The sequence below is a fragment of the Reyranella sp. genome (genome assembly GCF_017305915.1).
Lineage (GTDB): Bacteria > Pseudomonadota > Alphaproteobacteria > Reyranellales > Reyranellaceae > Reyranella.
Window position 1 is genome coordinate 51802 of the sequence record NZ_JAFKJN010000028.1, and the last position, 23752, is coordinate 75553.

Annotated in this window: 23 protein-coding genes and 2 pseudogenes; 10 read left to right on the forward strand and 15 right to left on the reverse strand. The window is 67.2% G+C overall.

Annotation, left to right across the window (positions count from 1 at the left end; all coding sequences use genetic code 11):
• Position 1 precedes the first annotated feature (1 nt).
• From J0J01_RS25505 to J0J01_RS32775, 6 genes and pseudogenes are all read left to right on the forward strand, one after another.
• Positions 2-694: a PspA/IM30 family protein gene (locus J0J01_RS25505; RefSeq protein WP_296385878.1), complete on the forward strand. Its 693-nt coding sequence runs from the start codon at positions 2-4 to the stop codon at positions 692-694.
• Entirely contained in the window at positions 642-1337 is a 696-nt protein-coding gene (locus J0J01_RS25510) for an OB-fold-containig protein (RefSeq protein WP_296385880.1), read from the forward strand. Before J0J01_RS25505 ends, J0J01_RS25510 begins: the two co-directional genes overlap by 53 nt.
• A 33-nt stretch (positions 1338-1370) precedes the next feature.
• On the forward strand, positions 1371-3038 hold the full coding sequence (locus J0J01_RS25515) for a flotillin family protein (protein WP_296385882.1): 1668 nt from the start codon (positions 1371-1373) through the stop codon (positions 3036-3038).
• A gap of 66 nt (positions 3039-3104) precedes the next feature.
• Positions 3105-3308, forward strand: a pseudogene (locus J0J01_RS32765) (tripartite tricarboxylate transporter substrate binding protein); the annotation flags it as partial.
• A 28-nt stretch (positions 3309-3336) separates the two neighbouring features.
• Positions 3337-3495, forward strand: coding sequence for a hypothetical protein (locus tag J0J01_RS32770; RefSeq protein ID WP_365738297.1), 159 nt, complete (start codon positions 3337-3339; stop codon positions 3493-3495).
• Positions 3496-3507: 12 nt separating this feature from the next.
• A pseudogene (locus J0J01_RS32775) lies at positions 3508-4014 on the forward strand (tripartite tricarboxylate transporter substrate binding protein); the annotation flags it as partial.
• Between the two features lie 4 nt (positions 4015-4018).
• Here the strand turns inward: J0J01_RS32775 and J0J01_RS25525 are convergent.
• From J0J01_RS25525 to J0J01_RS25565, 9 genes are all read right to left on the reverse strand, one after another.
• Positions 4019-4714, reverse strand: a complete 696-nt coding sequence (locus tag J0J01_RS25525; RefSeq protein WP_296385884.1) for an ABC transporter ATP-binding protein — start codon at positions 4712-4714, stop codon at positions 4019-4021.
• Complete coding sequence (locus J0J01_RS25530; protein ID WP_296385886.1) at positions 4714-5463, reverse strand: ABC transporter ATP-binding protein; 750 nt, start codon at positions 5461-5463, stop codon at positions 4714-4716. The genes J0J01_RS25525 and J0J01_RS25530 overlap by 1 nt, the downstream gene beginning before the upstream one ends.
• A 2-nt stretch (positions 5464-5465) precedes the next feature.
• Positions 5466-6425, reverse strand: a complete 960-nt coding sequence (locus J0J01_RS25535) for a branched-chain amino acid ABC transporter permease (protein WP_296385889.1) — start codon at positions 6423-6425, stop codon at positions 5466-5468.
• A 4-nt stretch (positions 6426-6429) separates the two neighbouring features.
• Complete coding sequence (locus J0J01_RS25540; RefSeq protein WP_296385891.1) at positions 6430-7299, reverse strand: branched-chain amino acid ABC transporter permease; 870 nt, start codon at positions 7297-7299, stop codon at positions 6430-6432.
• Between the two features lie 49 nt (positions 7300-7348).
• On the reverse strand, positions 7349-8575 hold the full coding sequence (locus tag J0J01_RS25545) for an ABC transporter substrate-binding protein (RefSeq protein ID WP_296385892.1): 1227 nt from the start codon (positions 8573-8575) through the stop codon (positions 7349-7351).
• Positions 8576-8626: 51 nt separating this feature from the next.
• Complete coding sequence (locus J0J01_RS25550) at positions 8627-9043, reverse strand: cupin domain-containing protein (RefSeq protein ID WP_296385894.1); 417 nt, start codon at positions 9041-9043, stop codon at positions 8627-8629.
• A gap of 91 nt (positions 9044-9134) precedes the next feature.
• Positions 9135-9911 (reverse strand): short-chain dehydrogenase/reductase, encoded by a 777-nt coding sequence (locus tag J0J01_RS25555; protein ID WP_296385896.1) that lies wholly within the window; start codon positions 9909-9911, stop codon positions 9135-9137.
• 19 nt (positions 9912-9930) lie between these two features.
• On the reverse strand, positions 9931-10896 hold the full coding sequence (locus J0J01_RS25560; protein ID WP_296385898.1) for a tripartite tricarboxylate transporter substrate binding protein: 966 nt from the start codon (positions 10894-10896) through the stop codon (positions 9931-9933).
• Positions 10897-10935: 39 nt separating this feature from the next.
• A complete protein-coding gene (locus J0J01_RS25565; RefSeq protein WP_296385899.1) occupies positions 10936-11604 on the reverse strand; it encodes a glutathione S-transferase family protein in 669 nt (222 codons plus the stop codon).
• 79 nt (positions 11605-11683) lie between these two features.
• On the opposite strand from J0J01_RS25565, the gene J0J01_RS25570 reads away from it, so the two are divergent.
• Entirely contained in the window at positions 11684-13060 is a 1377-nt protein-coding gene (locus tag J0J01_RS25570) for a leucyl aminopeptidase family protein (RefSeq protein ID WP_296385901.1), read from the forward strand.
• On the forward strand, positions 13057-13578 hold the full coding sequence (locus J0J01_RS25575; RefSeq protein ID WP_296385903.1) for a hypothetical protein: 522 nt from the start codon (positions 13057-13059) through the stop codon (positions 13576-13578). Before J0J01_RS25570 ends, J0J01_RS25575 begins: the two co-directional genes overlap by 4 nt.
• Positions 13579-13739: 161 nt before the next feature.
• Here the strand turns inward: J0J01_RS25575 and J0J01_RS25580 are convergent, their stop codons facing one another.
• The 6 genes from J0J01_RS25580 to J0J01_RS25605 all read right to left on the reverse strand — a co-directional run bounded on the left by J0J01_RS25580 (position 13740) and on the right by J0J01_RS25605 (position 21418).
• Entirely contained in the window at positions 13740-14678 is a 939-nt protein-coding gene (locus J0J01_RS25580) for a glyoxylate/hydroxypyruvate reductase A (protein WP_296385905.1), read from the reverse strand.
• Between the two features lie 14 nt (positions 14679-14692).
• The gene (locus tag J0J01_RS25585) at positions 14693-16297 is read right to left on the reverse strand and encodes an ABC transporter ATP-binding protein (protein WP_296385907.1); all 1605 of its coding nucleotides are present in this window, start codon (positions 16295-16297) and stop codon (positions 14693-14695) included.
• On the reverse strand, positions 16294-17313 hold the full coding sequence (locus tag J0J01_RS25590; protein ID WP_296385909.1) for an ABC transporter permease: 1020 nt from the start codon (positions 17311-17313) through the stop codon (positions 16294-16296). The genes J0J01_RS25585 and J0J01_RS25590 overlap by 4 nt, the downstream gene beginning before the upstream one ends.
• Positions 17310-18410 (reverse strand): microcin C ABC transporter permease YejB, encoded by a 1101-nt coding sequence (gene yejB, locus J0J01_RS25595; RefSeq protein WP_296385910.1) that lies wholly within the window; start codon positions 18408-18410, stop codon positions 17310-17312. The genes J0J01_RS25590 and yejB overlap by 4 nt, the downstream gene beginning before the upstream one ends.
• A 111-nt stretch (positions 18411-18521) precedes the next feature.
• Positions 18522-20360 (reverse strand): extracellular solute-binding protein, encoded by a 1839-nt coding sequence (locus J0J01_RS25600; RefSeq protein ID WP_296385912.1) that lies wholly within the window; start codon positions 20358-20360, stop codon positions 18522-18524.
• A gap of 104 nt (positions 20361-20464) precedes the next feature.
• Positions 20465-21418: a tripartite tricarboxylate transporter substrate-binding protein gene (locus J0J01_RS25605; protein ID WP_296385914.1), complete on the reverse strand. Its 954-nt coding sequence runs from the start codon at positions 21416-21418 to the stop codon at positions 20465-20467.
• An 81-nt stretch (positions 21419-21499) separates the two neighbouring features.
• Here J0J01_RS25605 and J0J01_RS25610 point away from each other — a divergent pair, with 81 nt between their 5' ends.
• Both J0J01_RS25610 and J0J01_RS25615 read left to right on the forward strand, forming a co-directional pair.
• Entirely contained in the window at positions 21500-22426 is a 927-nt protein-coding gene (locus tag J0J01_RS25610) for a glycine reductase (RefSeq protein ID WP_296385916.1), read from the forward strand.
• A gap of 131 nt (positions 22427-22557) precedes the next feature.
• On the forward strand, positions 22558-23751 hold the full coding sequence (locus J0J01_RS25615) for a CoA transferase (RefSeq protein WP_296385918.1): 1194 nt from the start codon (positions 22558-22560) through the stop codon (positions 23749-23751).
• Position 23752: the final 1 nt, after the last annotated feature.

A 23752-nucleotide genomic window follows, 5' to 3' on the forward strand; every position in this document is an offset into this window, starting at 1 on the left:
CATGTCCAGCGAATCACTCGCCAATCGCATCGTCCGGTTGTTGTCCGCGAACGCCCACGGCATGCTCGACAGCTTGGAGGGCCTCAACCCCGAAGCGATGATGAACCAATTCATTCGCGACCTGGACGAAGCGATCGCCGAGGTCGCGACCGAGCTGGGCCGTGACGAGGCGGCCAAGCATCTGGCGACGGCGTCGATCGCCCGCCAGAACAACGAGATCGAGGCCCTGGCTGAGCGCATCGAGCTGGCGGTCAAGCAGGGCAACGACACCGCGGCCTCGGCCGGCATCGCGCGCCAGCTCGACCTCGAGGACACCATCGCCGCCCTGCACCGCTCGCTCGACGAGGCGTCGCAGAAGGCCATCGAGCACGAGCGGACGCTGCTCGGCCTGCGCGCCAAGCGCCGCGAGATGGAAGCCGCCGTGCAGGCGTTCCTGACCGCCCAGGCCGAGCGCGCCGCCGAAGGTGCCAGGAGCGCCGGTCCGGCCGCTGCCGCGGCCGCCCGCGGCAAGGCCGAAAAGGCGGAGGCCGGCTTCAACCGGATCATGGCGCGAACCACCGGCGTGGCGGGGACGGTAACCGGCAGCGGTGCCGACCCGGCGCAGCTCAAGGCGCTCGAGACGATGCAGCGCAATCATCGCATTGCCGAACGGCTGGCCCGCATCAAGGCCGGTGGAGCGGCTTCAGGAGACTGAGATGGAGGAATTGGTTTCACCGGGCAATGCGCCATTCCTGGTGGCCATTTGCATGATGCTCTTCATCGGGGCGGTCGAAGGCCTGTCCCTGCTGGTCGGGACGGGCCTGCTGCATCATCTCGATACTTTCTTTGCCGCCCACTTCGACCACGCAACGCCGCTCTTTCCCGGCGAGAATTTCCTCGGCTGGCTGCATGTCGGGCGCGTGCCGCTGCTGGTGCTGGTCGTGCTCTTTCTGGCGGGCTTCGCCATTGCCGGGCTCGCGCTGCAATGGGCGGTCGCCGGCCTCGTCGGAACGCCGCTGCCGCCGGTGCTCGCCAGCCTGATCGCTGCCGCCTGCGCGGTCCCCGCCGTGCGCCTCTTCGGCGGCCAGATCGCCCGCCATGTCCCGCGCGACGAGACCTCGGCGATATCGGAGGAAAGCTTCATCGGTCGGGTCGCGCGATTGACGGCAGCTTCGGCCATGGCGGGGCAGCCCGGCCAGGCCAAGCTGACCGACGAGCACGGGCGGACGCACTATCTGCTGGTCGTGCCGGACGATCCCGAGGTCCGGTTCGACCGGGACGATGCTGTCCTGATCGTCAGCCGGGCGTCGGGCAGCCTGTTCCACGCGATCCGCAATCCGCGCCCGGACCTGCTGTGATTCGATAGATCTGGACCAAGGGGGAGACCACAGATGCAAGGCTTCACTGCGTGGCTTGTTGCCGGCTCGACGGTGCTGGCGGCCCTGCTGACCATCGGCTTCATCTTCGCGCGACTGTACAAGCGGGCCTCGGCCGAGCGGGCGTTCGTCCGCACCGGCCTGGGCGGCCAGCGGGTCATCATGTCGGGCGGCGCCGTGGTGCTGCCGATCTTCCACGAGACCATCGGCATCAACATGAACACGCTGAAGCTCGAGGTGAACCGGGCCCAGCAGGACAGCCTGATCACCAAGGACCGCATGAGGGTCGACGTGATCGTCGCCTTCTTCGTGCGGGTGAAGCCTACGGTCGAGGGCGTCGCGACGGCGGCCCAGACGCTGGGCCAACGCACCGCCGACGCCCAGGCGCTGTCCGAGTTGACCGAGGACAAGTTCGTCGACGCGCTGCGGTCGACCGCGGCGACGATGACGATGCAGGAGCTCCAGGACCAGCGCGAGAAATTCGTCCAGGGCGTGCAAAGCACGGTGGCAGAGGATCTGGCCAAGAACGGCCTCGAGCTCGAGAGCGTCTCCCTGACTAACCTCAATCAGACGGCCAAGGAGCACTTCAACGAGAAGAACGCCTTCGACGCGGAAGGCCTCGTGAAGCTCACCCAGGAGACCGAGCGTCGCCGCCGCGAGCGCAACGAGATCGAGCAGGATACCGAGGTGTCGGTGCGCGAGAAGAACCGCGACGCCCTGCAGCGCAAGCTCGAGATCAGCCAGCAGGAAACCTTCATGACGCTCGCGCAGGAGCAGGAAGTGCGCATGCGCCAGGCCGAGCAGAACGCCAAGATCGCCAGCATCGAGGCCGAGCGCAAGCGCGAGGCCGAGCAAAGCCAGATCCAGGCCGACCGGCAGATCAAGGAGACGGGCATCGAGCGCGACCAGGCGGTGCGTACCCGTACGGTCGAGGCCGAGCGCGACATCCAGGTGGCGCGGACCAACCAGGAAAAGATCACTGAGATCGCTGCGCAGGACAAAGCCATCGCGGTCGCCGCCAAGTCCGAGGAGCAGTCGCAGGCGCAGGCCCGAGCCAATACGGCGCTCGCTGAGGCCGTCCGGGCGGAGCAGGCGGTGGAGACCGCGCGCAAGACCGCCATGGCCGACCGCGACAAGAGCGTGGCGCTGATCGATGCCGCCAAGGACGCCGACACCCAGGCGTTGCGGGTGACGACCAAGGCGCGCGCCGACCGCGATGCGGCCGACCTGCAGGCCGACGCCACCGTGCGATTGGCCAACGCGGCCAAGGCCAAGGGTCTGGCGGAAGCCGAGGTTCAGCGCGCGCTGACCGAGGCGATCAATCTGCTGAGCGATGCCCAGAGCACCCTCAAATATCGCCTCGCGCTCCTCGAGGCGCTGCCTGCGGTGATCGAGAAGTCGGTCGAGCCGATGAAGGCGATCGACGGCATCAAGATCGTCCAGGTCGATGGGCTGAATCGCGGTGGCGACGGCAACGGCGCCGCCGGTTCGATGGCGCCGGGCGGCAACCTCGCGGAATCGGCGGTCGCCGCGGCGCTCGCCTACCGGGCGCACGCACCGATCATCGACTCGCTCCTGTCGGAGATCGGCCTCAAATCGGGATCTCTCGCGAACCTGACCCACGGCCTGTCCGAAAACGGATCGGCCGCGCCGCCGGCGATGCCCCATCCGCCGGCAGCCTGAGAGGAGGCAAGGGTGGCCGTCTTCACACGCCGGAGCATGGTGGCGCTCGGCACGACCGCGGTCGCGATGCCGGAATCGCTGCGCGCCCAAGCCGCCTGGCCGGCCAGCCCGGTCACGTTTGTCGTGGGCTATGCGCCCGGCGGCAGCAACGACATCAACGCGCGCGAGCTTGCGCAACTGATGGGGCCGATCGTCGGCCAGCAGGTCGTCGTGGACAACAAGGGCGGCGCCAACGGCAGCCTCGGCTTGCGGGCCGTCGCCGCCGCCAGGCCGGACGGCTACGTCGGCCCAGACGATCGTGGTCAATCCGTGGGTCCAGAAAGGCATGATCGACACGCTGACGACGCTCGCGCCGATCTGCCAGACGACCGACTATCAATATGTGCTGGTCGTGAACCCGAAGGTGCCGGCCAACACGGCGGCGGAACTGGTGGCGCTGGCGAAGCGGGACCCCTAGAAGCTCACCTACTCTTCCGCCGGCGTGGGCAGCGGCAATCACCTGTCCGGCGCGCTGTTTGCCGAAGCCGCCGGTATCGCGGTCACGCACGTTCCTTACAAGGGCACCGGCCCGGCGCTGGCCGACGTGCTGAGCGGCATCATCACCATGAACTTCTCGTCGCTGCCGCCGGCCGTACCGCAGGTGAAGAGGGGCAATCTCAAGGCGCTCGCCGTGACCGGCATGCGCCGGCTGTCGTCGCTGCCCGACGTGCCGACGCTCAAGGAGCAGGGGATCGACGCGGTGATCAACGGTTGGCACGGCCTGTTCGCGCCGGCCGGCACGCCCGATGCCCTCCTCGACACCATTGCCTCGAAGGCCAGGCAGGCGATGACGGCGCCCAAGTGGGCGGAGGTCCTGGACAAGGACGGCGTCGAGCTGCCGCCCGAGCGCACGCGGGTCGAGTTCGCCCGCTACATCGCCGACGAGCACGCCTTCTGGGGCAAGAAGCTGAAGGCCCTGAAGGTCGACATGGAATGAGCCCTCACACGGTGAGGAAGCGCGGCCGGATCGTCTCTTCCTCGGCACGGAAGACGGCAGGGGTGGCCCGGTAGACCATTCGCCCCTTGACCATGATATGCAGCTCGTCGGCGACCGCTTCGGCCAGCTTCATGTTCTGCTCGACCAGCAGGATGGTGACGCCTTCCTCGCGCAGCAGCCGGATGACTCGGGCCAGCTCGCGCACGACCAGGGGCGCGAGCCCCTGGCTCGGCTCGTCGAGCAGCATCACCTTCGGATCGGACACCAGCGCCCGGGCGATCGCCAGCATCTGCTGCTCGCCGCCCGAGAGTTGCGAGCCCCGGTTGGCGGCGCGCTCGCGTAGCGAGGGGAACAGCTCGAGCAGCCGGGCGAGCGGCCAGGCGCTGCCGGCCTTGCGCTCGCCGACCTGTATGTTCTCGATCACCGTGAGATCCGGAAAGATCAATCGTCCCTCGGGTACGTAGGCCACGCCCTCGCGTGCCACACGGTGAGGCGGCCAGCCGGTGATGTCGGTGCTGCCGACATGCACGCGCCCGCCGCTCTGGACGACGAGCCCCATGATGGTCTTCACCATCGTCGTCTTGCCGACGCCATTGCGGCCGAGCACGGCGCTGATGCGGCCTTGCGGCATGTCGAGGTCGACGCCCTGCAGGACATGGCTGGCGCCATAGTGCGTGTTCATGCCCTCGATCCGGAGCATCAGTCGAGGCCTCCGAGATAGGCATCCTGCACGCGCGGATCGGCCTTCACCTCGGCCGGCGCCCCGTCGGCGATCACTGCCCCTCGATGCAGCACCGTGATCCGGTGGGCGAGGCGGAACACCACTTCCATGTCGTGCTCGACGAGAAGGACCGTCATCCGCGAGGCCTGCAGGAACCGGGCGAGCGTCTCCACCGCCTGCGCCGTCTCCTCGACCGAGAGCCCCTGTGTCGGCTCGTCGAGCAGCAGCACGCGCGGCTGCTGCGCCATGGCCATGGCGACCTCGAGCAGGCGCTGGTCGCCGTGCGAGAGCAGTCCGGCCGGCCGGTCGGCGATGCCGGACAGGCCGAGCTGCTCGAGCGCGGCATCGGCAAGGGCTTGCGCCTCCTTGAAGATCTTTCCGCCGCCGAACGGCTGCCAGCGCTGCTTGTGGCGGGCCTGGGCCGCGAGCTGCGCGTTCTCGCGCGCCGACATCTCGGGAAACAGCGCGGTGATCTGGAAGGTGCGCGACAGGCCGAGCCGGCAGATCTGGTGGCTCGGCAGGCCGGCGATCGCCTGGCCGGAAAACCGGATCGCTCCGGTTGTCGGCTTGACCGTGCCGGTGATCACGTTGAACAGCGTCGTCTTGCCGGCGCCGTTGGGACCGATGACGGCGCGAACCTCGCCTTCCTCGACCTTCATGGCGACCTGATCGAGCGCGACCAGGGCGCCGTATCGCCGTGTCACGCCATCGAGCTCGAGCAGCGGCACGGTCAGAGCCTCGGGTTGGCGCGCGACCGCCCCATCTGCAACCACCCCGTCGCCAGTCCCCAGATGCCTTGGGGCGCGAACAGGACGAAGGCGATGAAGATCAGGCCGAAGTAGAGCGCCCAGGCTTCGGTCCACGCGCTGAGCTGGTGCTCCATCAGCATGAAGAACGCGGCGCCCAGGACCGGGCCGATCAGCGTTCCGGCGCCGCCGACGATCACCATGATGAGGACCTGGCCCGACAGCAGCCAGAACAGCAGCTCGGTATTGGCGAAGCCGGCGAACGGCGCATAGAGCGCGCCGGCCAGGCCGCCGAGGCCGTAGGAGATTGCCACCACGGCGATCTTGTAGAGGCGGGTATTGTAGCCGAGGGCCGTCGTCTTGGCCTCGTTCTCGCGAATGCCGCGCAGCACCGCGCCGAACGGCGAGCGCACCAGGGCACGGCACACCAGGAAGCCGCCGACCAGGCAGGCGAGCGCCAGATAGTAGAAGCCGGTCTTGCTCGAGAGAGCGGCAAAGCCGAACGGGCCGATCGTGCGCGGGATGCCCGCCAGCCCGTCCGAACCGCCTGTCACCGAGGTCCATTTGAAGGAGATGGCGTAGAGCAGTTGGGCGAAGGCGAGCGTCAGCATCGAGAAGGAGACGCCGGTCGCCAGCGTGCATATCCAGCCGACGCCGATCGCCATGACGCCGGTCAGCAACCCGGCGGCGAACACCGCGAACAGCAGGGGCATGCCGGTGTGCAGCAGCAGCCAGCCGCAGGCATAGGCGCCGAAGCCGTAGGCGGCGGCGTGGCCGAACGAGACCAGCCGCGTATAGCCGAACATGAGATCGAGGCTCATCGCGAACAGGCCGAGGATGACCGCCTCGGTCAGCAGCGTCATGGCGAACGGCGGCAGGCCGAGAGGCGCGGCCAGCAGCGCGAGCGCGACGACGATCCAGATCAGCCGGGTCGTGCCCCTCATCCGCTCAGGCTTCCTTGCCGAGCAGGCCGCCCGGGCGCACCACCAGGACGGCCAGCATCACCAGGTACATGAAGGCCAGCGCGAAATCGGGCGCGTAGTAGTTGCCGAATACCTGGACGAAGCCGATCAGCAGCGCGCCGATCAGCGAGCCGAGGAAGCTGCCCATACCGCCGATGATGACGATCACGAAGGCGTCGATGATGACGGTCGCGGCCATGCCGTTGGACGCGGTGACCAGCGGCGCCGCCAGCACGCCGCCGAGCGCGGCTAGCCCGCAACCGATCCCGAACACGCACGAGCGAATGAGCTTGATGTCGACGCCGAGCGCATTGGCCATGTCGGCGTTCTGCGAGGTGGCGCGGATCAGCAACCCGAGCCTCGACCGCTCGAGGAATTGCCAGATCGCCACGGCGACCACGATGCCGGTGGCAGCGAGGAAGAGGCGATAGACCGGGAACGGCTCGTCGAGCAGGAAGACCACGCCGGACAGGACCGGCGGCGCGGCGACCTTGAGCGCGTCGGAGCCCCAGGTCAGCCGGACGGCCTCGCCGACGACCAGGGCAAGGCCGAAAGTCACCATCAGGAAGGCATGGGCATCGCGCCGGTAGAGGCGACGCAGGATGGAGAATTCGAACGCCGTCCCGAACAGCCCGACCAGCAGCGGCGCTCCGGCCAGGGCAAGCCAGTAGTTGCCCGACCAGGTGCCGAGCGAGTAGCCGACGAAGGCGCCCAGCATGTAGAGCGCGCCGTGGGCGAAATTGACGATCCGCATCAGGCCGAAGATCAGGGTCAGGCCGACGCCGAGAAAGAACAGCAGGGCCGACTGCGACAGCGCGTCGACGAACTGCGATAACAGAAGGGCCAGCGTGCTCATCGCCTCGTCGAGTCATGTTCCTCTCCCCAAGGGGGAGAGGAGCATGAGCCTAGTCCTTGAACGTCATGGTGTTGCAGGTCGGCGTCGTGCTGTCGCCCGGGAACGTTGCGATGACTTCCGGCACCGGCGTGTCGAAGCCCGGCTTCTTGACCACCTCGACCATGAAGCCCTGCTGCACGCCCTGGTGATCGCACTTGCGGATATGGACCTTGCCCTTGACGCTCTCGATCTCGATGTCCTCGAGCGCGGCGCGCAGCTTGGCGGCCTCTATGCCGCCGGCCTTGACGATGCCGGCCTCGAACACCTTCATGCACTGCCACTGCTCGCCCTCGAAGGTATCGGGAACGGTGCCGTGCTCCTTCTTCCACAAGGCGACGAACTCGTTGTTCAGCGGATGGTCGTAGGTGAAGCTGTAGCGCGAGGAGCCGATCAGGCCGAGCGACGCATCGCCCACGGCGCGGATGCTGGCGAGGTCGACGATCTCGGTCAGCAGCTTGACCTTCTCAGGCAGGCGGTACTGCTGCGCCTGGGACAGGAACGCATTGTTGTCGTCGCCCTGCAGCACCAGGAAGACGGCGTCGGCGCCGGACTGGCGGATCTTGGTGATGTAGGGCGAATAGTCCTTGGTGCCGGTCGGCGCGAAGACCTTGCCGATGAATTCCTTCTTGGACTTGACCGCCTCCTGCTCGAAGACCTGCACGCTGTTGTGGCCCCAGGCGTAGTCGAGCCCCAGCGCATAGAACTTCTGCAGCTTGGCGGTGCGGAGATAGAGCGACACCGCCCGCGTGCCCATCGGCCCCGAGATGTTGGCGCGGAAGAAATTCGGCACCAGGCTCTCGGCGGTCAGCCGGCCGTCGCCGTTGTCGGACGAGATGAAGATCGAGTCCCATTCGGCGAGCTTGGGCACCACCGCCAGGGCCTCCGACGACAGCGTGATGCCGGTCAGCAGGCGGCAGTCGCGGCGCTCCACCATCTCCTGCGCCTTGCGCACGCAGTTGGCGGGATTGCCGGCAGTGTCCTCGATCAGGAGCTCGATCGGCCGTCCCAGGATGCCGCCCTTGGCGTTCTGGATCTTGGCGTAGAGCTCGGCGCCGCGCTTCTGCTGCTGTCCCACCGAGCCCAGCGCGCCGGTCAACGCCAGCGGCAGGCCGATCTTGATCGGGCCGCTCTGCGCCGACGCGGTCAGGCGCAGGATGGCCGGCGACGCGACAGTGGCGGCTCCCGCGAGGCCGACCTTGAGCATGGCCCGTCGTGACGGGCGGAAATGTCCGGACATGTGCTTCCTCCCTGGCACGGCGGTTTGCCGCCGGCCTGTTGTTCTTGTTGGCTACTCCGCGGCTTGCGCGGCCGGTGCTTCGACGATCCTGGTCTTGAAGTCAGACGGTGCCACGATCTCGAGCACCTCGAAATCCTCCGAACAGGCGATCTCTCGATGCGGGATGCCGGGGATCTGGTTGATGCAATCGCCCTTGCGGATCGTCTTCTGGCCCTGCCCGGCATACTCGAAGGTCGCCCAGCCGTTCAGGACGTAGACCATCTGGAAGGTGCAGTCGTGGACGTGCCAATGCTGCACGTCGTCCTTCATCTTCTTGCCGTTGTGACGAACGAGGTGAGCGACGTAGTCGCCCTTGGTCCCGCCCTTGATGCCGAGGTCCCGGTACTCGAAGATTTCCCGCAAGCCGGGTGTCCACTCAGCCTTGCTCGCGACATCGTGGCTGAACTTCCAGTTCTTGGTGTCGGACATGACTCCTCCCATGCGGATCGCGCGCGATATTATTCGTCCCGCATCGTCTCGTTGTCGAGGCGCCAGCGGGTGGGCGCGCCGCATCGCGGCTCTACAGGACCCCGCTGAAGTGCGCCGCGCCGCCGTCGATCGTCACGACCGTTCCGGCGATGTGCGAGGCCCGGTCGGACGCGAGGAACGCCACGAGATCGGCGCACTGCTCGGGCGTGCCGACCGGTGGACTCGTCGAGATCAGTTCCTGCCAGCGCGCGGGATCGCCGAATTTGGTCTGGGCGCTCGCGCGCAGCATCGTCTCCATGCGCTCGGTCCGGATGAGGCCGGGATTGCAGGCCACGATGCGGATGTGGTCGACCAGGCTGGTGCCACCCATCCCGCGGGTGAAGGCCATCAGCGAGGCATTGCCGGCACTGCCGGCGATGTAGCCCCAGGTCGGCCGCTCCCCGGCGGCGCCGAGGACGTTGACGATGACGCCGCCGCCGCGCGCCTTCATCGCCGGATAGACTGCACGGCAGAGATTGATGTAGCCGAACACCTTCAGGTCCCAGGCCTGACGCCACCGCGGCTCGTCGACGGCCTGCAGGTCGCCGGCCGGAATGGCGCCGGCATTGTTCACCAGGATGTCGATGTCGGGACAAGCCGCCGCCAACGACCGCACGGTATCGCCGTTGCTGAGATCGACCGCGTGAGTCGTCACGGAAACATTGTGCCGGGCCTGGATGGCCTCCTTGGCGCGCTCCAGATCCGCTTTTGTCCGCGACGCGAGATGCAGATGGCAGCCTTCTTCCGCAAGTTGCCGGGCGCACGCCAGGCCAATTCCCTTGGACGCGCCCGTGACGAGGGCGAGCTTGCCGCGCAGATTCAGGTCCATCGTAAACTCCCCTCCAGAGTCATTGCTTCGCCAGCATCCCGACGCGCTTGAGATTGTCGATCTCGATCTGGTTCTGCTGGCGCGCCGCCTTGTCGTAGGCGGCCGTATCGAGATAGAGCGTCGGCATGTTGTAGGTCGCCATCACGGCCTGGGTCGCCGGGTCGAACAGCGCGTCCTTCATGGCGTCGTGGATCTTCTTCACGACCGCGGAGTCCATGCCCTTGGGGCCGCACACGCCGTAGGGCGAGTTGACCTCGAGGTCGATGCCCGTGTCTTTCAGCGTGCGCACCTCGGGGAACAGCTTCATGCGCTGCGAGCCCCACACCACGAGCAGCCGGAACTTGCCGCTCTGCACCAGCGGGATCCAACCGCTGGCGTCGGCGATCGCGTCGATCTGGCTGCCGAGCAGGCCGTTGTAGAGATCGCTGCCGCCCTTGTAGGGCACGTGCGTGAGCTTGATGCCGAGCCGCTGCTGCAGGTCGACCATCACCAGGTTCTGCACCGAGGCCTGGCCGAAGGTGCCATAGGTGAGCTTCTCGGGATTGGCTTTGGCCGCGGCGACGAACTCCTCGAAGGTCTTGTACGGGCTGTCATCGCGCACGACGATGCCGTGCACTGAGCCTGAAAGCTGGATGATGTAGGTAAAGTCGTTCAGCGGATCGTAGGGCGGCTTGTCGGCCATCAGCGCGGCGCGGAAGGTGCCGGTGTGGATCTGTCCGAGCGTGTAGCCGTCCGGCTTGGCGTCCTTGAGCGCGACACCGCTCAGCGAGGCGTTGGCGCCCGGCTTGTTGTCCGGAACCATCGACTGGCCGAGCCGTTTGCCGCTCTGCTCGGCGATCATGCGCAGGAAGGCGTCGGCCGAGGCGCCGGGCGGCCACGGGATCACAAGGCGGATCGTGCGGTTGGGATAGTCGCCCTGGGCCCGCACCACGGCGGGCGCGGCAAGGGCCGAGAGCAGGACGGTGCGACGGGTCAGGGAGCGCATGGCGCCGTACTGTAGCACCGCCAATGAAATTCGCGTGGCCTACGCCAGCTCGTATTCCGCGATCAGCCAGGGTTCGTGCTTGGCGGCGTCGATCCAGTCCTTCATCGCGGGATGGGCCAGCACCGCCGTGCAATAGGCGTCGGTGTCCTTGTCGACCTTGACGCCGTAGGTGCGCAGCCGCGTCACCACCGGCGCATACATCGCGTCGGCGGCGCCGAAAGTGCCGAACAGGAAGCCCTCGTCCTTGTCGAACGCGGCCGAGAAGCGCTTGCGGCAGTCGCGCCACAGGCCGGTGATGCGCTCGATGTCGGCGCGCACCCCAGGCGTCATGCCCTTGCCGGGATAGGAGGCGCGGATGTTCATCGGCATCTTGGCGCGCAGATCGGCGAAGCCCGCATGCATCTCGGACGAGATCGAGCGGGCATGCGCCCGGGCCGCGGCCGACGGCGGCCACAGGTTGACCTCGGGCTTGAGGTCGTTGAGGTATTCCGCGATCGCCAGCGATTCCCAGATCGCGAGGCCGCGATGCAGCAGCACCGGCACGCGGCCGGACGGCGAATGCTTGCGGATCGCCGCCTGCGTCTCCGGCAGGTCGAGCGGGATCACGATCTCCTCGAACTCGATGCCGGCGATCCTGGCCATCAGCCAGCCGCGCAGCGACCACGACGAATAGTTCTTGTTGCCGATCACGAGCGTGAACTCGGCCATGCAACTCGCCTCCTCGCTTGCCAGCCGGCACCCGGCCGGCAATTGTGCTCCTTTGCACTACAGTTTGATGAGCATGTCCATGGCGCTGCCTTTCGTCGATCGGTCGAACTCTTCGCTACCGGTGCAGTTTGTCATGCCGTCGAAGTGGCGGTCGTGGCTCAAGGAACAGAATGCGGCGCGCCGCGGCTGGCTCGAATCGACGGGCGTTTCCGGCAAGGCGGGCGACTTCGCCGTGCTGCCCGGACGCGACGGCAAGGCGAGCGGTGCAGTGCTCGTGCTGTCGGCCAGGCCGGCGCTGTGGGACTTCGGCGCGCTGGGAACGAAACTGCCGGCCGGCACCTGGAAGCTCGGCGACACGTCGCCGGTGTCGCCGACCGACGCGGCCGTCGCGATCGGACTCGGGACGTGGCGGTTCGAGCGCTACAAGGCGACCAAGGGCAAGGCGGGTCCGAAGATCGCGTGGCCGGAGGGCGCCGACAAGGCGCGGGCGACGGCGATGATCGAATCGATCTGCCTGGCGCGCGATCTGATCACCACGCCGTCGTCCGACATGGGGCCGGCCGAGCTCGCCGCCGCGGCGCAGGAGCTCGCCAAGACACACAAGGCCAGGATCAAGGTGATCGTGGGCGACGATCTGCTGAAGCAGAACTTCCCGATGATCCATGCGGTCGGCCGTGCGAGCACGCGCGCGCCGCGATTGATCGATCTCACCTGGGGCAAGGAGAGCGATCCCAAGGTGACCCTGGTCGGCAAGGGCGTGTGCTTCGACACCGGCGGCCTCGACCTCAAGCCGGCGGCCGGCATGCTCAACATGAAGAAGGACATGGGCGGCGCCGCGACGGTGATGGCGGTGGCCTCGATGGTCATGGCAGCCAAGCTGCCGGTGCGCCTGCGGCTCCTGGTGCCGGCGGTCGAGAACAGCGTGTCGGGCAATGCCTTCCGGCCGCTCGACGTGGTGCCGACGCGCAAGGGCATCAGCGTCGAGATCGGCAACACCGACGCCGAGGGCCGGCTGATCCTGTGCGACGCCCTGCACGAGGGCGCCTCGGAGAAGCCGACCATGATGGTCGATTGCGCAACCCTGACCGGCGCGGCGCGCATCTCGCTGGGCACCGACCTGCCGGCGCTGTTCTGCAACAACGATGCATTGGCCGACGGCTTGGTCGCCTCGGGTACCGAGGTCGACGATCCGATGTGGCGGATGCCGCTGTACCGGCCCTATCGCCGGCTGCTCGACAGCAAGGTGGCGGACATCAACAACGTTTCGCCGGGCGGCTTTGGCGGCGCGATCACCGCGGCGCTCTATCTGCAGGAGTTCGTGCCCGACGCGGTGCCGTGGGCGCATTTCGACATGATGGCCTGGAACAACTCGAGCCGGCCCGGCCGCCCGGAGGGTGGCGAGGCCCAGGCTGCCCGGGCTATCTTTGCGACCATAGAAAAGAGGGTGAAGTCATGACCTACACGCTCGAGCAGCTCAGCGCCGACATCAAGGCCGCGCTCAAGGCCGATCCCGGCAAGGGCGGCAAGGACGCCGTCTGCAAGCTCGTCTCCAAGGTGTGCCTCGACAAGGAATTCATCGCCAGGCACCTGACGCCGGAGAACTGCAAGCCGCGCAAAGTCCTCTACGAGGATCCCGAAACAGGCTTCTGCGTCTGCGGCCATGTCTACATGAAGCCGGCGCACGGCGAGCCGCACGACCACGGCTCGAGCTGGGCGATCTACGGCCTCGCCGAGGGCGACACCGAGATGACCGACTGGAAGGTCGTGCGCAAGGGCGACGGCACCAATCCGACGCTGGTCGAGCCCGAGAAGGTCTACGTGCTGAAGCCGGGCGACGCGCACTTCTACGACGTGCACGTCATCCATTCGCCCAACCGCGACACGGTGACCAAGCTGGTGCGCATCGAGGGCTCGAACCTCGACCGCATCAAGCGGTCGAACATCAAGGCGGCTTCGAAGGTCGCCGCGGAGTAGTCGGAGCTTTCCTCCCTTTCGCGGAATCCGCGAAGGGGAGGTGCCCGCGTCTTACGCGGGCGGAGGGGTCATGAGCCACCTCGTGTTGCGGCCCATGACCCCTCCGTCGCGGATTACCACGACACCTCCCCGCGCTACGGGCAGGGAGGAATCGATGACTCTCAATACCCCGTCTTCGGATCGACCGTGTGAAGCAGCGGCTGCCCGGTGCGCAGCCGCTTGATGTTCTCGATCACGCCGGGCGAAGCGGTGCGCGGGTTGGTGTAGCCCGCCATATGCGGCGTGATGTGCACCTTGGGATGCGCCCAATAGGGATGATCGGCCGGCAGCGGCTCGGTGTTGAAGACATCGAGTGCCGCGCCCGCGAGGTGCCCTGAATCGAGCGCCGCCAGCAGGTCGTCGTCGACCACGTGGGCGCCGCGACCCATGTTGATCAGGAAGGCGCCCTTGGGCAGGGCGGCGAACGTCTTCTTGTCCAGCAGCCCGCGCGTCTCGCGGGTCAGCGGCAGGACGTTCACCAGGATCGTGCTCTTGCCCAGGAATGCCGGCAGCGCGTCGCGGCCGTGGAACGTCTCGACGCCGGGCACGGTCTTGGCGGTGCGGCTCCAGCCCATCGTCGGGAAGCCCAGCATGGCGAACTTCTTCGCCGTGTCCGTGCCGATGGTGCCGAGGCCCATCACGCCGACCGGGCGATGGATGCTGTCGACGAACTCCTCGGGCTTCCATTTCTTGGCCTTCTGGCTGGCGGCATACTTCGCGATGTCGCGATGGTGCCAGAGCGCCCAGTAGACGGCGAACTCGGCCATCTGGCCGACCAGGCCGTCGTCCATGATGCGGGTGATGGCGACGTGATGCGGCAGCTTGTCGTCGGCCAGCAGATGGTCGACGCCCATCCCGAGCGACACGATCATCTTGAGGTTCTTGAACGAGGCGAGCAGGCCGGGCTGCGGCTTCCAGGCCAGCGCGATCTCGATGTCGTCGGTGTTGCCGAGCCCGTCCCGCAGGCGACGGAAGTCGAGCGGCCCGAGCGCCTCGGTCAGCAGCTTCTCCCAGGCGACGCCGTCGGTATCGCGGCTGATATACGCAATGGCCCCCGCCATGGACTTCCCCTTCGTTACGCGACCGCTTCGAGATCGAACGCTGCGGCGATCAACGCCTTCGTATACGGCGTCTGCGGCGCGCCGAACACCTGCTCGGAGGTGCCGCGCTCGACGACCTTGCCGTCGCGCAGCACCACGACCTCGTCGGCCAGCGCGCGCACGACCTTGAGATCGTGGCTGATGAAGAGGTAGGCGAGCCCGTGGCGCTGCTGCAGGTCGCGCAGCAGGTCGACGATCTGCGCCTGCACGCTCATGTCGAGCGCCGAGGTCGGCTCGTCGAGCACGATGAAGCGCGGCTTCAGCACCAGCGCCCGGGCGATCGCGATGCGCTGGCGCTGGCCGCCGGAGAACTCGTGCGGATAGCGCTCGCGCGCGGCGGGGTCGAGGCCGACCTCGCGCAGCGCGTCGTCGATCATCTTCGCGCGCTCGGACTCGCTGCCGATGGTGTGGACCTCGAGGCCTTCGCCGACGATCTGCGCCACCGACATGCGCGGGCTGAGCGAGCTGAACGGGTCCTGGAAGACGATCTGCATCTGCCGGCGCAAGGGACGGATGTCGCTCTGGCTCAGCGCCTGCAGGTCCTTGCCGTCGAAGCGGATGCCGCCCTCGGAGCGCTCCAGCCGCAGCAGGGCGAGGCCGAGGGTGGTCTTGCCCGAGCCCGATTCGCCGACCAGGCCGATGGTGTGGCCCTCGCGCAGGGCGATGCTGACGCCGTCGACCGCCTTCACGTAGCCGACGGTCCGGCGCAGCACGCCGCGCTTGATCGGGAAGTGCACCTTGAGCTCGTCGAGGCGCACGATCTCCGGTGCGTTGGGATCGGCGGCGGCGGGGCGGCCCTTGGGCTCGGCGGAGAGCAGGTGCCTCGTGTAGGCGTGCTGCGGCCGGTCGAAGACGTCGGCCACCGGACCCTGCTCGACGATCTCGCCTTGGGTCATGACGCAGACCCGGTCCGCCATCTTAGCGACGATGCCGAGGTCGTGCGTGATGAACAACAGCGCCATGCCGTACCGGGCCTGCAGGCTCTTGAGCAGCTTCAGGATCTGCGCCTGGATGGTGACGTCGAGCGCCGTGGTCGGCTCGTCGGCGATCAGAAGATCGGGCTCGTTGGCCAGAGCCATCGCGATCATGACGCGCTGGCGCTGGCCGCCGGAGAGCTGGTGCGGGTAGGCGTCGAGGCGCTTGGCCGCGTCGGGGATGCCGACCTGCTCGAGCAGCTCCAGCGTACGCCGCCGGGCGGCGTCGCGGTTCAGGCCCTTGTGCAGGATCAGGACCTCGTTGACCTGCCGCTCGATCGTGTGCAGCGGGTTGAGCGAGGTCATCGGCTCCTGGAAGATCATCGACACGCGGTTGCCGCGCACCGCCAGCAGCTCGCGCTGCGCTGCGCCGACCAGCTCCTTGTCCTGGAAGCGGATCGAGCCGGTCGGATGCCGGGCCATCGGATAAGGCAGAAGTTGCAGAACCGACAAAGCTGTCACCGACTTGCCCGAACCGGATTCGCCGACCAAAGCCAGCGTCTCGCCGCGGTCGATGTCGAAGCTGACGCCCTTCACGGCGCGCACCGCATTGGCGCCGGCGCCGAAGGTGACGGCGAGGTCGCGGACTTCGAGCAGCGCGGTCATGCCAGCACCTTGCGCGGATTGAGCGCGTCGCGGACGGCCTCGCCGATGAACACCAGGAGCGACATCATCAGCGCGATGATGGCGAAGGCGGTGAAGGCGAGCCACGGCGCATTGAGGTTGTTCTTGCCCTGCAACACCAGCTCGCCCAGCGACGGCGAGCCCGGCGGCAGGCCGAAGCCCAGGAAGTCAAGCGCGGTCAGGGTGGTCACGGAGCCGGCGAGGATGAAGGGCAGGAAGGTGATCGAGGTGGTCAAGGCGTTGGGCAGGATATGGCGGAACATGATGCGTGCATCCATCATGCCAAGCGCCCGGGCGGCGCGCACGTAATCGAAATTGCGGCCGCGCAGGAACTCCGCCCGGACATAGCCGACCAGCGTCATCCAGGAGAACAGCAGCATGATGCCCAGCAGCACCCAGAAGCCGGGCTGGATGAAGCTCGCCAGGATGATCAGCAGGTAGAGCTGCGGCATGCTCGACCAGACCTCGAGGACGCGCTGGAAGGTGAGATCGATCCAGCCGCCGAAATAGCCCTGCACCGCGCCGGCGGCGATGCCGACGATCGAGCTCAGGATCGTGAGGCTCAGGCCGAACAGCACCGAGATGCGGAAGCCGTAGATCAGCCGCGCCATCACGTCGCGCGCCTGGTCGTCGGTGCCGAGCGGGTGCTTGAGCGACGGCGGCAGCAGCGAGTTGCGGCCCTCGCCAGTGATGATGGTGTCATAGCGATAGGGGATCAGCGGCCACAGCGCCCAGCCCTTCTCGGCGATCATCTTCTGGACCTCGGGATCGGTGTAGACGGCGTTGGTCGGCAGGTCGCCGCCGAAGGTCGTCTCGGGGTAGTCGCGGAACACCGGCATGTAGAAGGCGCCGTCGTAGCGGATCAGCACCGGCCGGTCGTTGGCCAGCAGCTCGGCGAACAGCGAGACGAGGAACATCGCGCCGAACACCATCAGCGAGATCATACCGCGCTTGCTGGCCCGGAAATGCGCGAGCCGGCGGCGGTTGAGCGGCGTCATCGGCGCGCCTCGAAGTCGAGCCGCGGGTCGACGACGGTGTACATCATGTCGCCGACGATCCCCATGATCAGCCCGATCAGCCCGAAGAAGTAGAGCGTGCCGAACATCACCGGATAGTCGCGATTCAGCGCCGATTCGAAGCCCAGCAGGCCGAGCCCGTCGAGCGAGAAGATCACCTCGATGATCAGCGAGCCCGCGAACAGCACGCCGATGAAAGAGGCCGGGATGCCGGCGACCGGGATCATCATGGCGTTGCGGAAGACGTGGCGGTACAGCACGCGGCCCTCGCTCAGGCCCTTGGCGCGCGCGGTCAGCGCATACTGTTTGTGGATCTCCTCGATGAACGAGTTCTTGGTCAGGAACGTCATCGTGGTGAACGAGCCGATGGTCAGCGCCACGATCGGCAGCGTCATGTGCCAGAAGTAGTCGAGCACCTTGTGGACGGCATCCATCGCGCTCCAGTCGTCGGAGACCAGGCCGCGCAGCGGGAACCACTTGAAATAGGTGCCGCCGGCGAACACCACGATCAGCAGCAGGGCGAACAGGAAGCCCGGGATGGCGTTGGCCACGATCAGGACGGCCGACGTGCCGATATCCATGCGCGAGCCGTCGCGCACCGCCTTGGCGACACCGAGCGGGATCGACACCAGGTAGGTGAGCAGCGTGGTCCACAGGCCGAGCGACAGCGACACCGGCATCTTGTCGATGATCAGGTCGACGACCCGCCGGTTGCGGAAGAAGCTCTCGCCGAAGTCGAAGACCAGGTAGCTCTTCATCATCAGCAGGAAACGTTCGCCGACCGGCTTGTCGAAGCCGTACATCTTCTCGATCCGCTGGATCAGCTCCGGCGGCAGGCCGCGCGCGCCGCGATAGGCGCCCTGATTGTCGCCGCTGTCCTGGCCCTTGCGCATCATCTCGCCGCCCGAGGCGCTGCCCGAGAAGCGCTCGGTCGCGCCGACGGCGCTGCCCTGGATGCGCGCGAGCATCTGCTCGACCGGGCCGCCGGGGGCGGCCTGGACGATGAAGAAGTTCAGCACCATGATGCCGAACAGGGTCGGCACCACCAGCATCAGCCGGCGCAGGATATAGGCGAGCATTTATCTTGTCGTCCTGAGCGTAGCGAAGGACCTCATCGCCGCTTCAACCGCCATGAGATCCTTCGCTTCGCTCAGGATGACAGGGAAGGGACGCCCTGGACGTTACAGCCATCACTGGGTCTGCTTGCCTTGCAAGGCGCGGTCCTTGGCCTCGTCGAGCCACCAGGTGTCGAAGGCGAGCGGCGCGTACTTCGCCGCCTTCACCGGCCGCGAGAAGCGGTTCCAGTAGGCGACCAGCTCCTTGCCCGAGCGGAACTGCGGGACCACGAACTGCTGCCATTGCAGCACGCGGTCGAGGCAGCGGGTGCGGATCACCAGGCTTTCGCGGTCGGGAGCGGCGATCACCAGCTCGATCAGCCGGTCGACCGCCGGGTCCTTGAGCCCCATCGAGTTGTTGCCGCCGCGCCGGTCGGCGGCCGCGCTTCCCCAGAAGTCGCGCTGCTCGTTGCCTGGCGAGATCGACTGGCCCCACAGGTCGATGATCATGTCGAAATCGTAGTCGTCGGTGCGGCGGCGATATTGCGAGGTGTCGACGGTGCGCACGCTCATGTCGATGCCGATGCGCTCGAGGTTCTGCTTGACCGGCAGCGCCATGCGCTCGAAGCCGGCCTCGTTCAGCAGCATCTCGAAGGCGAGCTTCTTGCCGTCCTTCGTCATCTTGCCGTCCTTGATCTCCCAGCCGGCCTGCTTGAGCAGCTCGATCGCCTCGCGCACCTGCGGCCGGATGTTGCCCGAGCCGTCGGTCTTGGGCGGATTGTATTCCTTGGTGAAGACCTCGTCGGGAATCTTGCCCTTGAGCGGCTCGAGGATCTTGAGCTCCTCGGGCGACGGCAGGCCCTTGGCCTCGAGCTCCGAGTTGCCGAAGAACGAACGGGTGCGGGTGTAGAAACCGTAGCTCAGGTTCTTGTTCTGCCATTCGAAGTCGTACATCAGGCCGATCGCCTCGCGCACCCGGCGGTCCTTGAACGGGTCGCGCCTGAGGTTGAACACGAAGCCCTGCATCGGCTGCGGCATCTCGTTGGGCAACTCGTCGCGCCTGATGCGGCCGTCCTTGACCGCCGGGACGTCGTAGCGCGTCATCCAGTTGCGGGCGGAATTCTCGCGGCGGATGTCGCTGTCGCCGGCCTTGAACGCCTCGAAGGTCACCTCGGCGTCGCGATAGTACTCGTAGCGGATCGTCTCGAAGTTGTTGCGGCCGCGGTTCATCCAGAGATCCCGGGCCCACCACTCCGGCACGCGGCGGTAGGTGACCGAGCGGCCGACATCGAAGCTGTCGACCTTGTAGGCACCGCTCGACATCGCGACCTCGAGCGACGACTTGTCGAAGTCGCGGCTCGCCCACCACTTCGAGGACAGGATCGGCAGCTCGCTGATGATCAGCGGCAACTCGCGGTTCTCGTGATTGCGGAAGGTGAACTGCACCTTGCGCTCGCCGACCTTCTCCGCCTTGAGCACGTCGGCGTAGTAGGAGGCGTACATCGGTGGGCCCTTCGCCTTCAGCGTCTCGAGGGTCCAGATCACATCCTCGACGGTGATCGGCGTGCCGTCGAGCCACTTGGCCTGCGGCCTGAGCGTGAAGGCAGCCCACGACCGGTCCTCCGGCACCTCGATGGTCTCGGCGATCAGCCCGTAGACGGTGAAGGCCTCGTCGCGCGAATGCCAGCACAGCGTCTCCCAGAGCTGGGTGACGCCCGCCGCCGGCACGCCCTTGAGGGTGAAGGGATGCAGCGAATCATAGGTGCCCTGGGTGCCGAACCGCACATTGCCGCCCTTGGGCGCGTTGATGTTGACGTAGTCGAGGTTCTGCGGCGGCTCGGGGTACTTGGGCTCGCCGTGCATGGCGAAGCCGTGGCCGACATGGACCTTGGACGAGCTCTGCGCCCGGACGATGGCCGGGGCCGCGACCCACAGGGCGGTTCCCGCCAGAAGTTTGCGCCGTCCGATCGCCATGTGCTCGCGCTCCCAAAAGGCAACTCCCGCCCGGCCGTATATAGCGCGGGCAAGTTGGGCCGCACTATGGCTGCAGCCTCACAACGCTGTCAGGGAGCGGCGGTTCAATCGGCCTTGAAGCCCGAGGCGCGGATCACCGATCCCCATTTGTCGTAATCAGCACGGAGAATGTGCGCCATCTCGACCGGCCCCCGTCCGGTCACGGCGAGGCCGAGCGGCTCCAGCTTCCGGCGGACGTCGGGCTGGCGGACCGCCTCGACGGCGGCCACGGCGAGCTTGTCGACCGCCGCGTGGGGCGTGCCGGCCGGCGCGAACAGGGCGTACCAGGCCGAGCCTTCGATGTCGTAGCCGCTCTCCCTGAAGGTCGGCACGTCGGGATATTGCGCCAGCCGCTGGGCGCTCGACACAGCGAGCATGCGGCCCTTGCCCGACTGCTGCAGCGTGCCCCAGTCGGCGACGGTGAGGACCGCAGCCGGGATCTCGCCCGACATCATCGCCTGCATGACGGCGGCCGTGCCCTTGTAGGGCACGTGGGTGAGTTGCAGCCCGGCGGCCTTGGCGAACATCAGGCCGAAGAAATGCGGCAGGCTGCCGGCGGCGGCGGAGGCGAAGTTGGCATAGGTGCCGCCGCTCCTGGCCAGGGCTGCGTACTCGGCCAGGGTCTTGGCCGGCACCGCCGAGCCGACGCCGAGACCGAGATCGAAGGTCGCGAGCTCGGCGACCGGCACGTAGTCCTTGAACGGATCGTAGTCGAGCCTGGCGTAGGAGTGCGGGAACGCCACCATGTTGGCGAGCGGTGTCATCAGCAGCGTGTTGCCGTCGGGCGGCGCCGACTTGACCGCGAGGTTGGCGACGATGCCGACGGCGCCGGTCTTGTTCTCGACGACCACGGTGCGCCCGAGCGACACGCGCATCTTGTCGGCGATCAGCCGGGTGAGGGTGTCGCTGCTGGCGCCGGGCGGGTAGCCCAGCACGAGCTTCAGGGGCGGCGCCTCGGCGCGGGCCGTGCCGGCAAAGGCCAGAGTGCCGGTCAGCGCGGCGCGACGGCTCAGTGTCATCCGGAAAAGCTAGGGTCTACCCGCGAAATTGTCACCCGGAGCGAAATTGACTTGGGCGCCGGCCGGCCGCACTTTCGGATCATGGCCGACACCATCAATTTCGCGCCCGAGTTCGATGCGCCGATCGACTACATGCGGCGCACGCGCGAGTACTATCTCAAGCTGGGTTACGACAATCCCTATCGCTGGGCGCATTACACCGACGCTCCTTTCACGCCGCTCAAGAAGCCGCTGAAGGACTCGACGCTGGCGCTGATCACGACGGCGGCGCCCTACCAGCCCGACAAGGGCGACCAGGGGCCGGGCGCGCTCTACAACGCCGGCGCCAAGTTCTACAGCGTCTATTCCGGCGACACCGCGCACGACCACGACACGCGGATCAGCCACATCGGCTACGACCGCAAGCACACCACGGCCAAGGACTCGGGCACCTGGTTCCCGCTGCCGCTGCTGCGCGAGTTCGCGGGCCAGGGCCGCTTCACGCTCGCCAAGCGATTCCACGGTGCGCCGACCAACCGGAGCCAGCGGGTGACGCTCGAGACCGATGCGCCGGAGATCCTGGCGCGCTGCCGGCAGGATCAGGTCGATGCCGCGCTACTCGTCCCGACTTGACCCGTCTGCCACCAGACCGTGAGTCTGGTCGCCCGATATCTGGAACGGAACGGCCTCCCGACCATCGTCATGGGAGCCGCCAAGGACATCGTCGAATGGGCCGGCGTGCCGCGCTTCCTGTTCAGCGACTTCCCGCTCGGCAACTCGGCCGGCAAGCCGCACGAGCCGGACACGCAGCGCTTCACGCTCGAAGCAGCGCTCAAGGTGCTGGAGAGCGCGGTCGGTCCGCGCACGACGGTTCAATCGCCGTTGCGCTGGAACGAGGATGGCGACTGGAAGAACGACTACAACAACCTCGATCGCATGCCGGCCGAGGAAGTCGCCAAGCGCCGCGCCGAGTTCGACAAGGTGAAGCAGACCGCGCTCGAGCAGCGCAAGAAGGCGGGCGTGGCGTAGTGGCGTTCACCGCTCCGTCGCCCCCCGAGCGAAGCCGAGGGGCCTTCTCTCCTCATGAACGCCTTGCGAATTGACGCAAGGTCCCTCCACTCCGCCGCGCTGCGCGCGGCTTCGGTCGGGACGACGAAAAGATGAGCAAACCCTTCGCCGGCGTGAAGATTCTCGACTTCACGCGTGTTCTTGCCGGACCCTACGCCTCCTACCAGCTCGCGTTGCTCGGCGCCGACGTGATCAAGATCGAAAGCCGCGAAGGCGACGACATGCGCTTCGGCAACCGCGCCAACGACTGGGAGAAGCGCGGTCTCGCCGCCCCCTGGGTCGCGGTCAACGGCAACAAGCGCTCGGTCACCATGGACCTCAAGAAGCCTGAGGCGATCGAGGTCATCAAGCGGCTGGTGCCCAAGGTCGACGTGGTGATCGAGAACTTCCGTCCCGGCGTCATGGACAAGCTCGGCATCGGCTACGACACGCTGAAGGCGATCAATCCGCGCCTGATCTACGCTGCGGTCTCGGGCTTCGGCCAGGTCGGCCCCGACAAGGCGACGGCAGCGTTCGACGGCATGATCCAGGCGATGTCGGGCCTGATGTCGATCACCGGCTTCCCGTCCAACGGGCCGACGCGTGTCGGCTTCGCCGGCGCCGACGTGATGTCGGGCTTCACGGCCGCCTTCGGCGTCGCCTCGGCGCTCTATCAGCGCACCCACACCGGCAAGGGCCAGCTCGTCGACGTCGCGATGATCGATGCGGTGACGGGGTTCCTCGCCCAGCAGTTCACCGAGCACCTGATGACCGGCCGCGTGCACGATCAGGCGCAGAACCTCTCGGTGACGCGCAAGCCGACCGGCAACCTGTTCAAGACCAGGGACGGCTGGATGGTGCTGGCGGTGATGACCGACCCGCAATACCAGCGCCTGATGAAACAGCTCGGCCGCGAGGACGCGCTGCCCGATCCGAAGTTCAAGGACTGGCCGACCCGCATCGCCAACAATACGGCGCTGCACGGGATCGTCGAGGAGGCGATGAAGCAGCGCAGCTCGGCGGAGTGGGCCGACATCTTCGCCAAGAACGACATCCCGGCCGGCCGCGTGCTCTCCATTCCCGAGACGGTCAAGCTCGACCACTACGGCCGGCGCACCATCCTGCAGGCGGTCGAGACCGAGCACGGCCCGATCACGGTCGTGGGGTCGGGCTTCCGGATGGAGCACGACGGCGGCTCGATCGACCGGCCGCCCGCCAAGCTCGGCGAGCACACCGACGAGGTGCTGCGCGAGGCGGGCTACTCCGCGAGCGAGATCGCCGCACTCAGGTCGGACAAGGTCGTCTGAC

Excerpts from the sequence above, each read along its gene's own strand:
- J0J01_RS25505 (WP_296385878.1), top strand. The coding sequence starts at position 2 with ATGTCCAGCGAATCACTCGCCAATCGCATCGTCCGGTTGTTGTCCGCG.
- J0J01_RS25515 (WP_296385882.1), top strand. The coding sequence starts at position 1,371 with ATGCAAGGCTTCACTGCGTGGCTTGTTGCCGGCTCGACGGTGCTGGCG.
- J0J01_RS25525 (WP_296385884.1), bottom strand. The coding sequence starts at position 4,714 with ATGCTCCGGATCGAGGGCATGAACACGCACTATGGCGCCAGCCATGTC.
- J0J01_RS25535 (WP_296385889.1), bottom strand. The coding sequence starts at position 6,425 with ATGAGGGGCACGACCCGGCTGATCTGGATCGTCGTCGCGCTCGCGCTG.
- J0J01_RS25540 (WP_296385891.1), bottom strand. The coding sequence starts at position 7,299 with ATGAGCACGCTGGCCCTTCTGTTATCGCAGTTCGTCGACGCGCTGTCG.
- J0J01_RS25545 (WP_296385892.1), bottom strand. The coding sequence starts at position 8,575 with ATGTCCGGACATTTCCGCCCGTCACGACGGGCCATGCTCAAGGTCGGC.
- J0J01_RS25550 (WP_296385894.1), bottom strand. The coding sequence starts at position 9,043 with ATGTCCGACACCAAGAACTGGAAGTTCAGCCACGATGTCGCGAGCAAG.
- J0J01_RS25555 (WP_296385896.1), bottom strand. The coding sequence starts at position 9,911 with ATGGACCTGAATCTGCGCGGCAAGCTCGCCCTCGTCACGGGCGCGTCC.
- J0J01_RS25560 (WP_296385898.1), bottom strand. The coding sequence starts at position 10,896 with ATGCGCTCCCTGACCCGTCGCACCGTCCTGCTCTCGGCCCTTGCCGCG.
- J0J01_RS25565 (WP_296385899.1), bottom strand. The coding sequence starts at position 11,604 with ATGGCCGAGTTCACGCTCGTGATCGGCAACAAGAACTATTCGTCGTGG.
- J0J01_RS25570 (WP_296385901.1), top strand. The coding sequence starts at position 11,684 with ATGGCGCTGCCTTTCGTCGATCGGTCGAACTCTTCGCTACCGGTGCAG.
- J0J01_RS25575 (WP_296385903.1), top strand. The coding sequence starts at position 13,057 with ATGACCTACACGCTCGAGCAGCTCAGCGCCGACATCAAGGCCGCGCTC.
- J0J01_RS25580 (WP_296385905.1), bottom strand. The coding sequence starts at position 14,678 with ATGGCGGGGGCCATTGCGTATATCAGCCGCGATACCGACGGCGTCGCC.
- J0J01_RS25585 (WP_296385907.1), bottom strand. The coding sequence starts at position 16,297 with ATGACCGCGCTGCTCGAAGTCCGCGACCTCGCCGTCACCTTCGGCGCC.
- J0J01_RS25590 (WP_296385909.1), bottom strand. The coding sequence starts at position 17,313 with ATGACGCCGCTCAACCGCCGCCGGCTCGCGCATTTCCGGGCCAGCAAG.
- yejB (WP_296385910.1), bottom strand. The coding sequence starts at position 18,410 with ATGCTCGCCTATATCCTGCGCCGGCTGATGCTGGTGGTGCCGACCCTG.
- J0J01_RS25600 (WP_296385912.1), bottom strand. The coding sequence starts at position 20,360 with ATGGCGATCGGACGGCGCAAACTTCTGGCGGGAACCGCCCTGTGGGTC.
- J0J01_RS25605 (WP_296385914.1), bottom strand. The coding sequence starts at position 21,418 with ATGACACTGAGCCGTCGCGCCGCGCTGACCGGCACTCTGGCCTTTGCC.
- J0J01_RS25615 (WP_296385918.1), top strand. The coding sequence starts at position 22,558 with ATGAGCAAACCCTTCGCCGGCGTGAAGATTCTCGACTTCACGCGTGTT.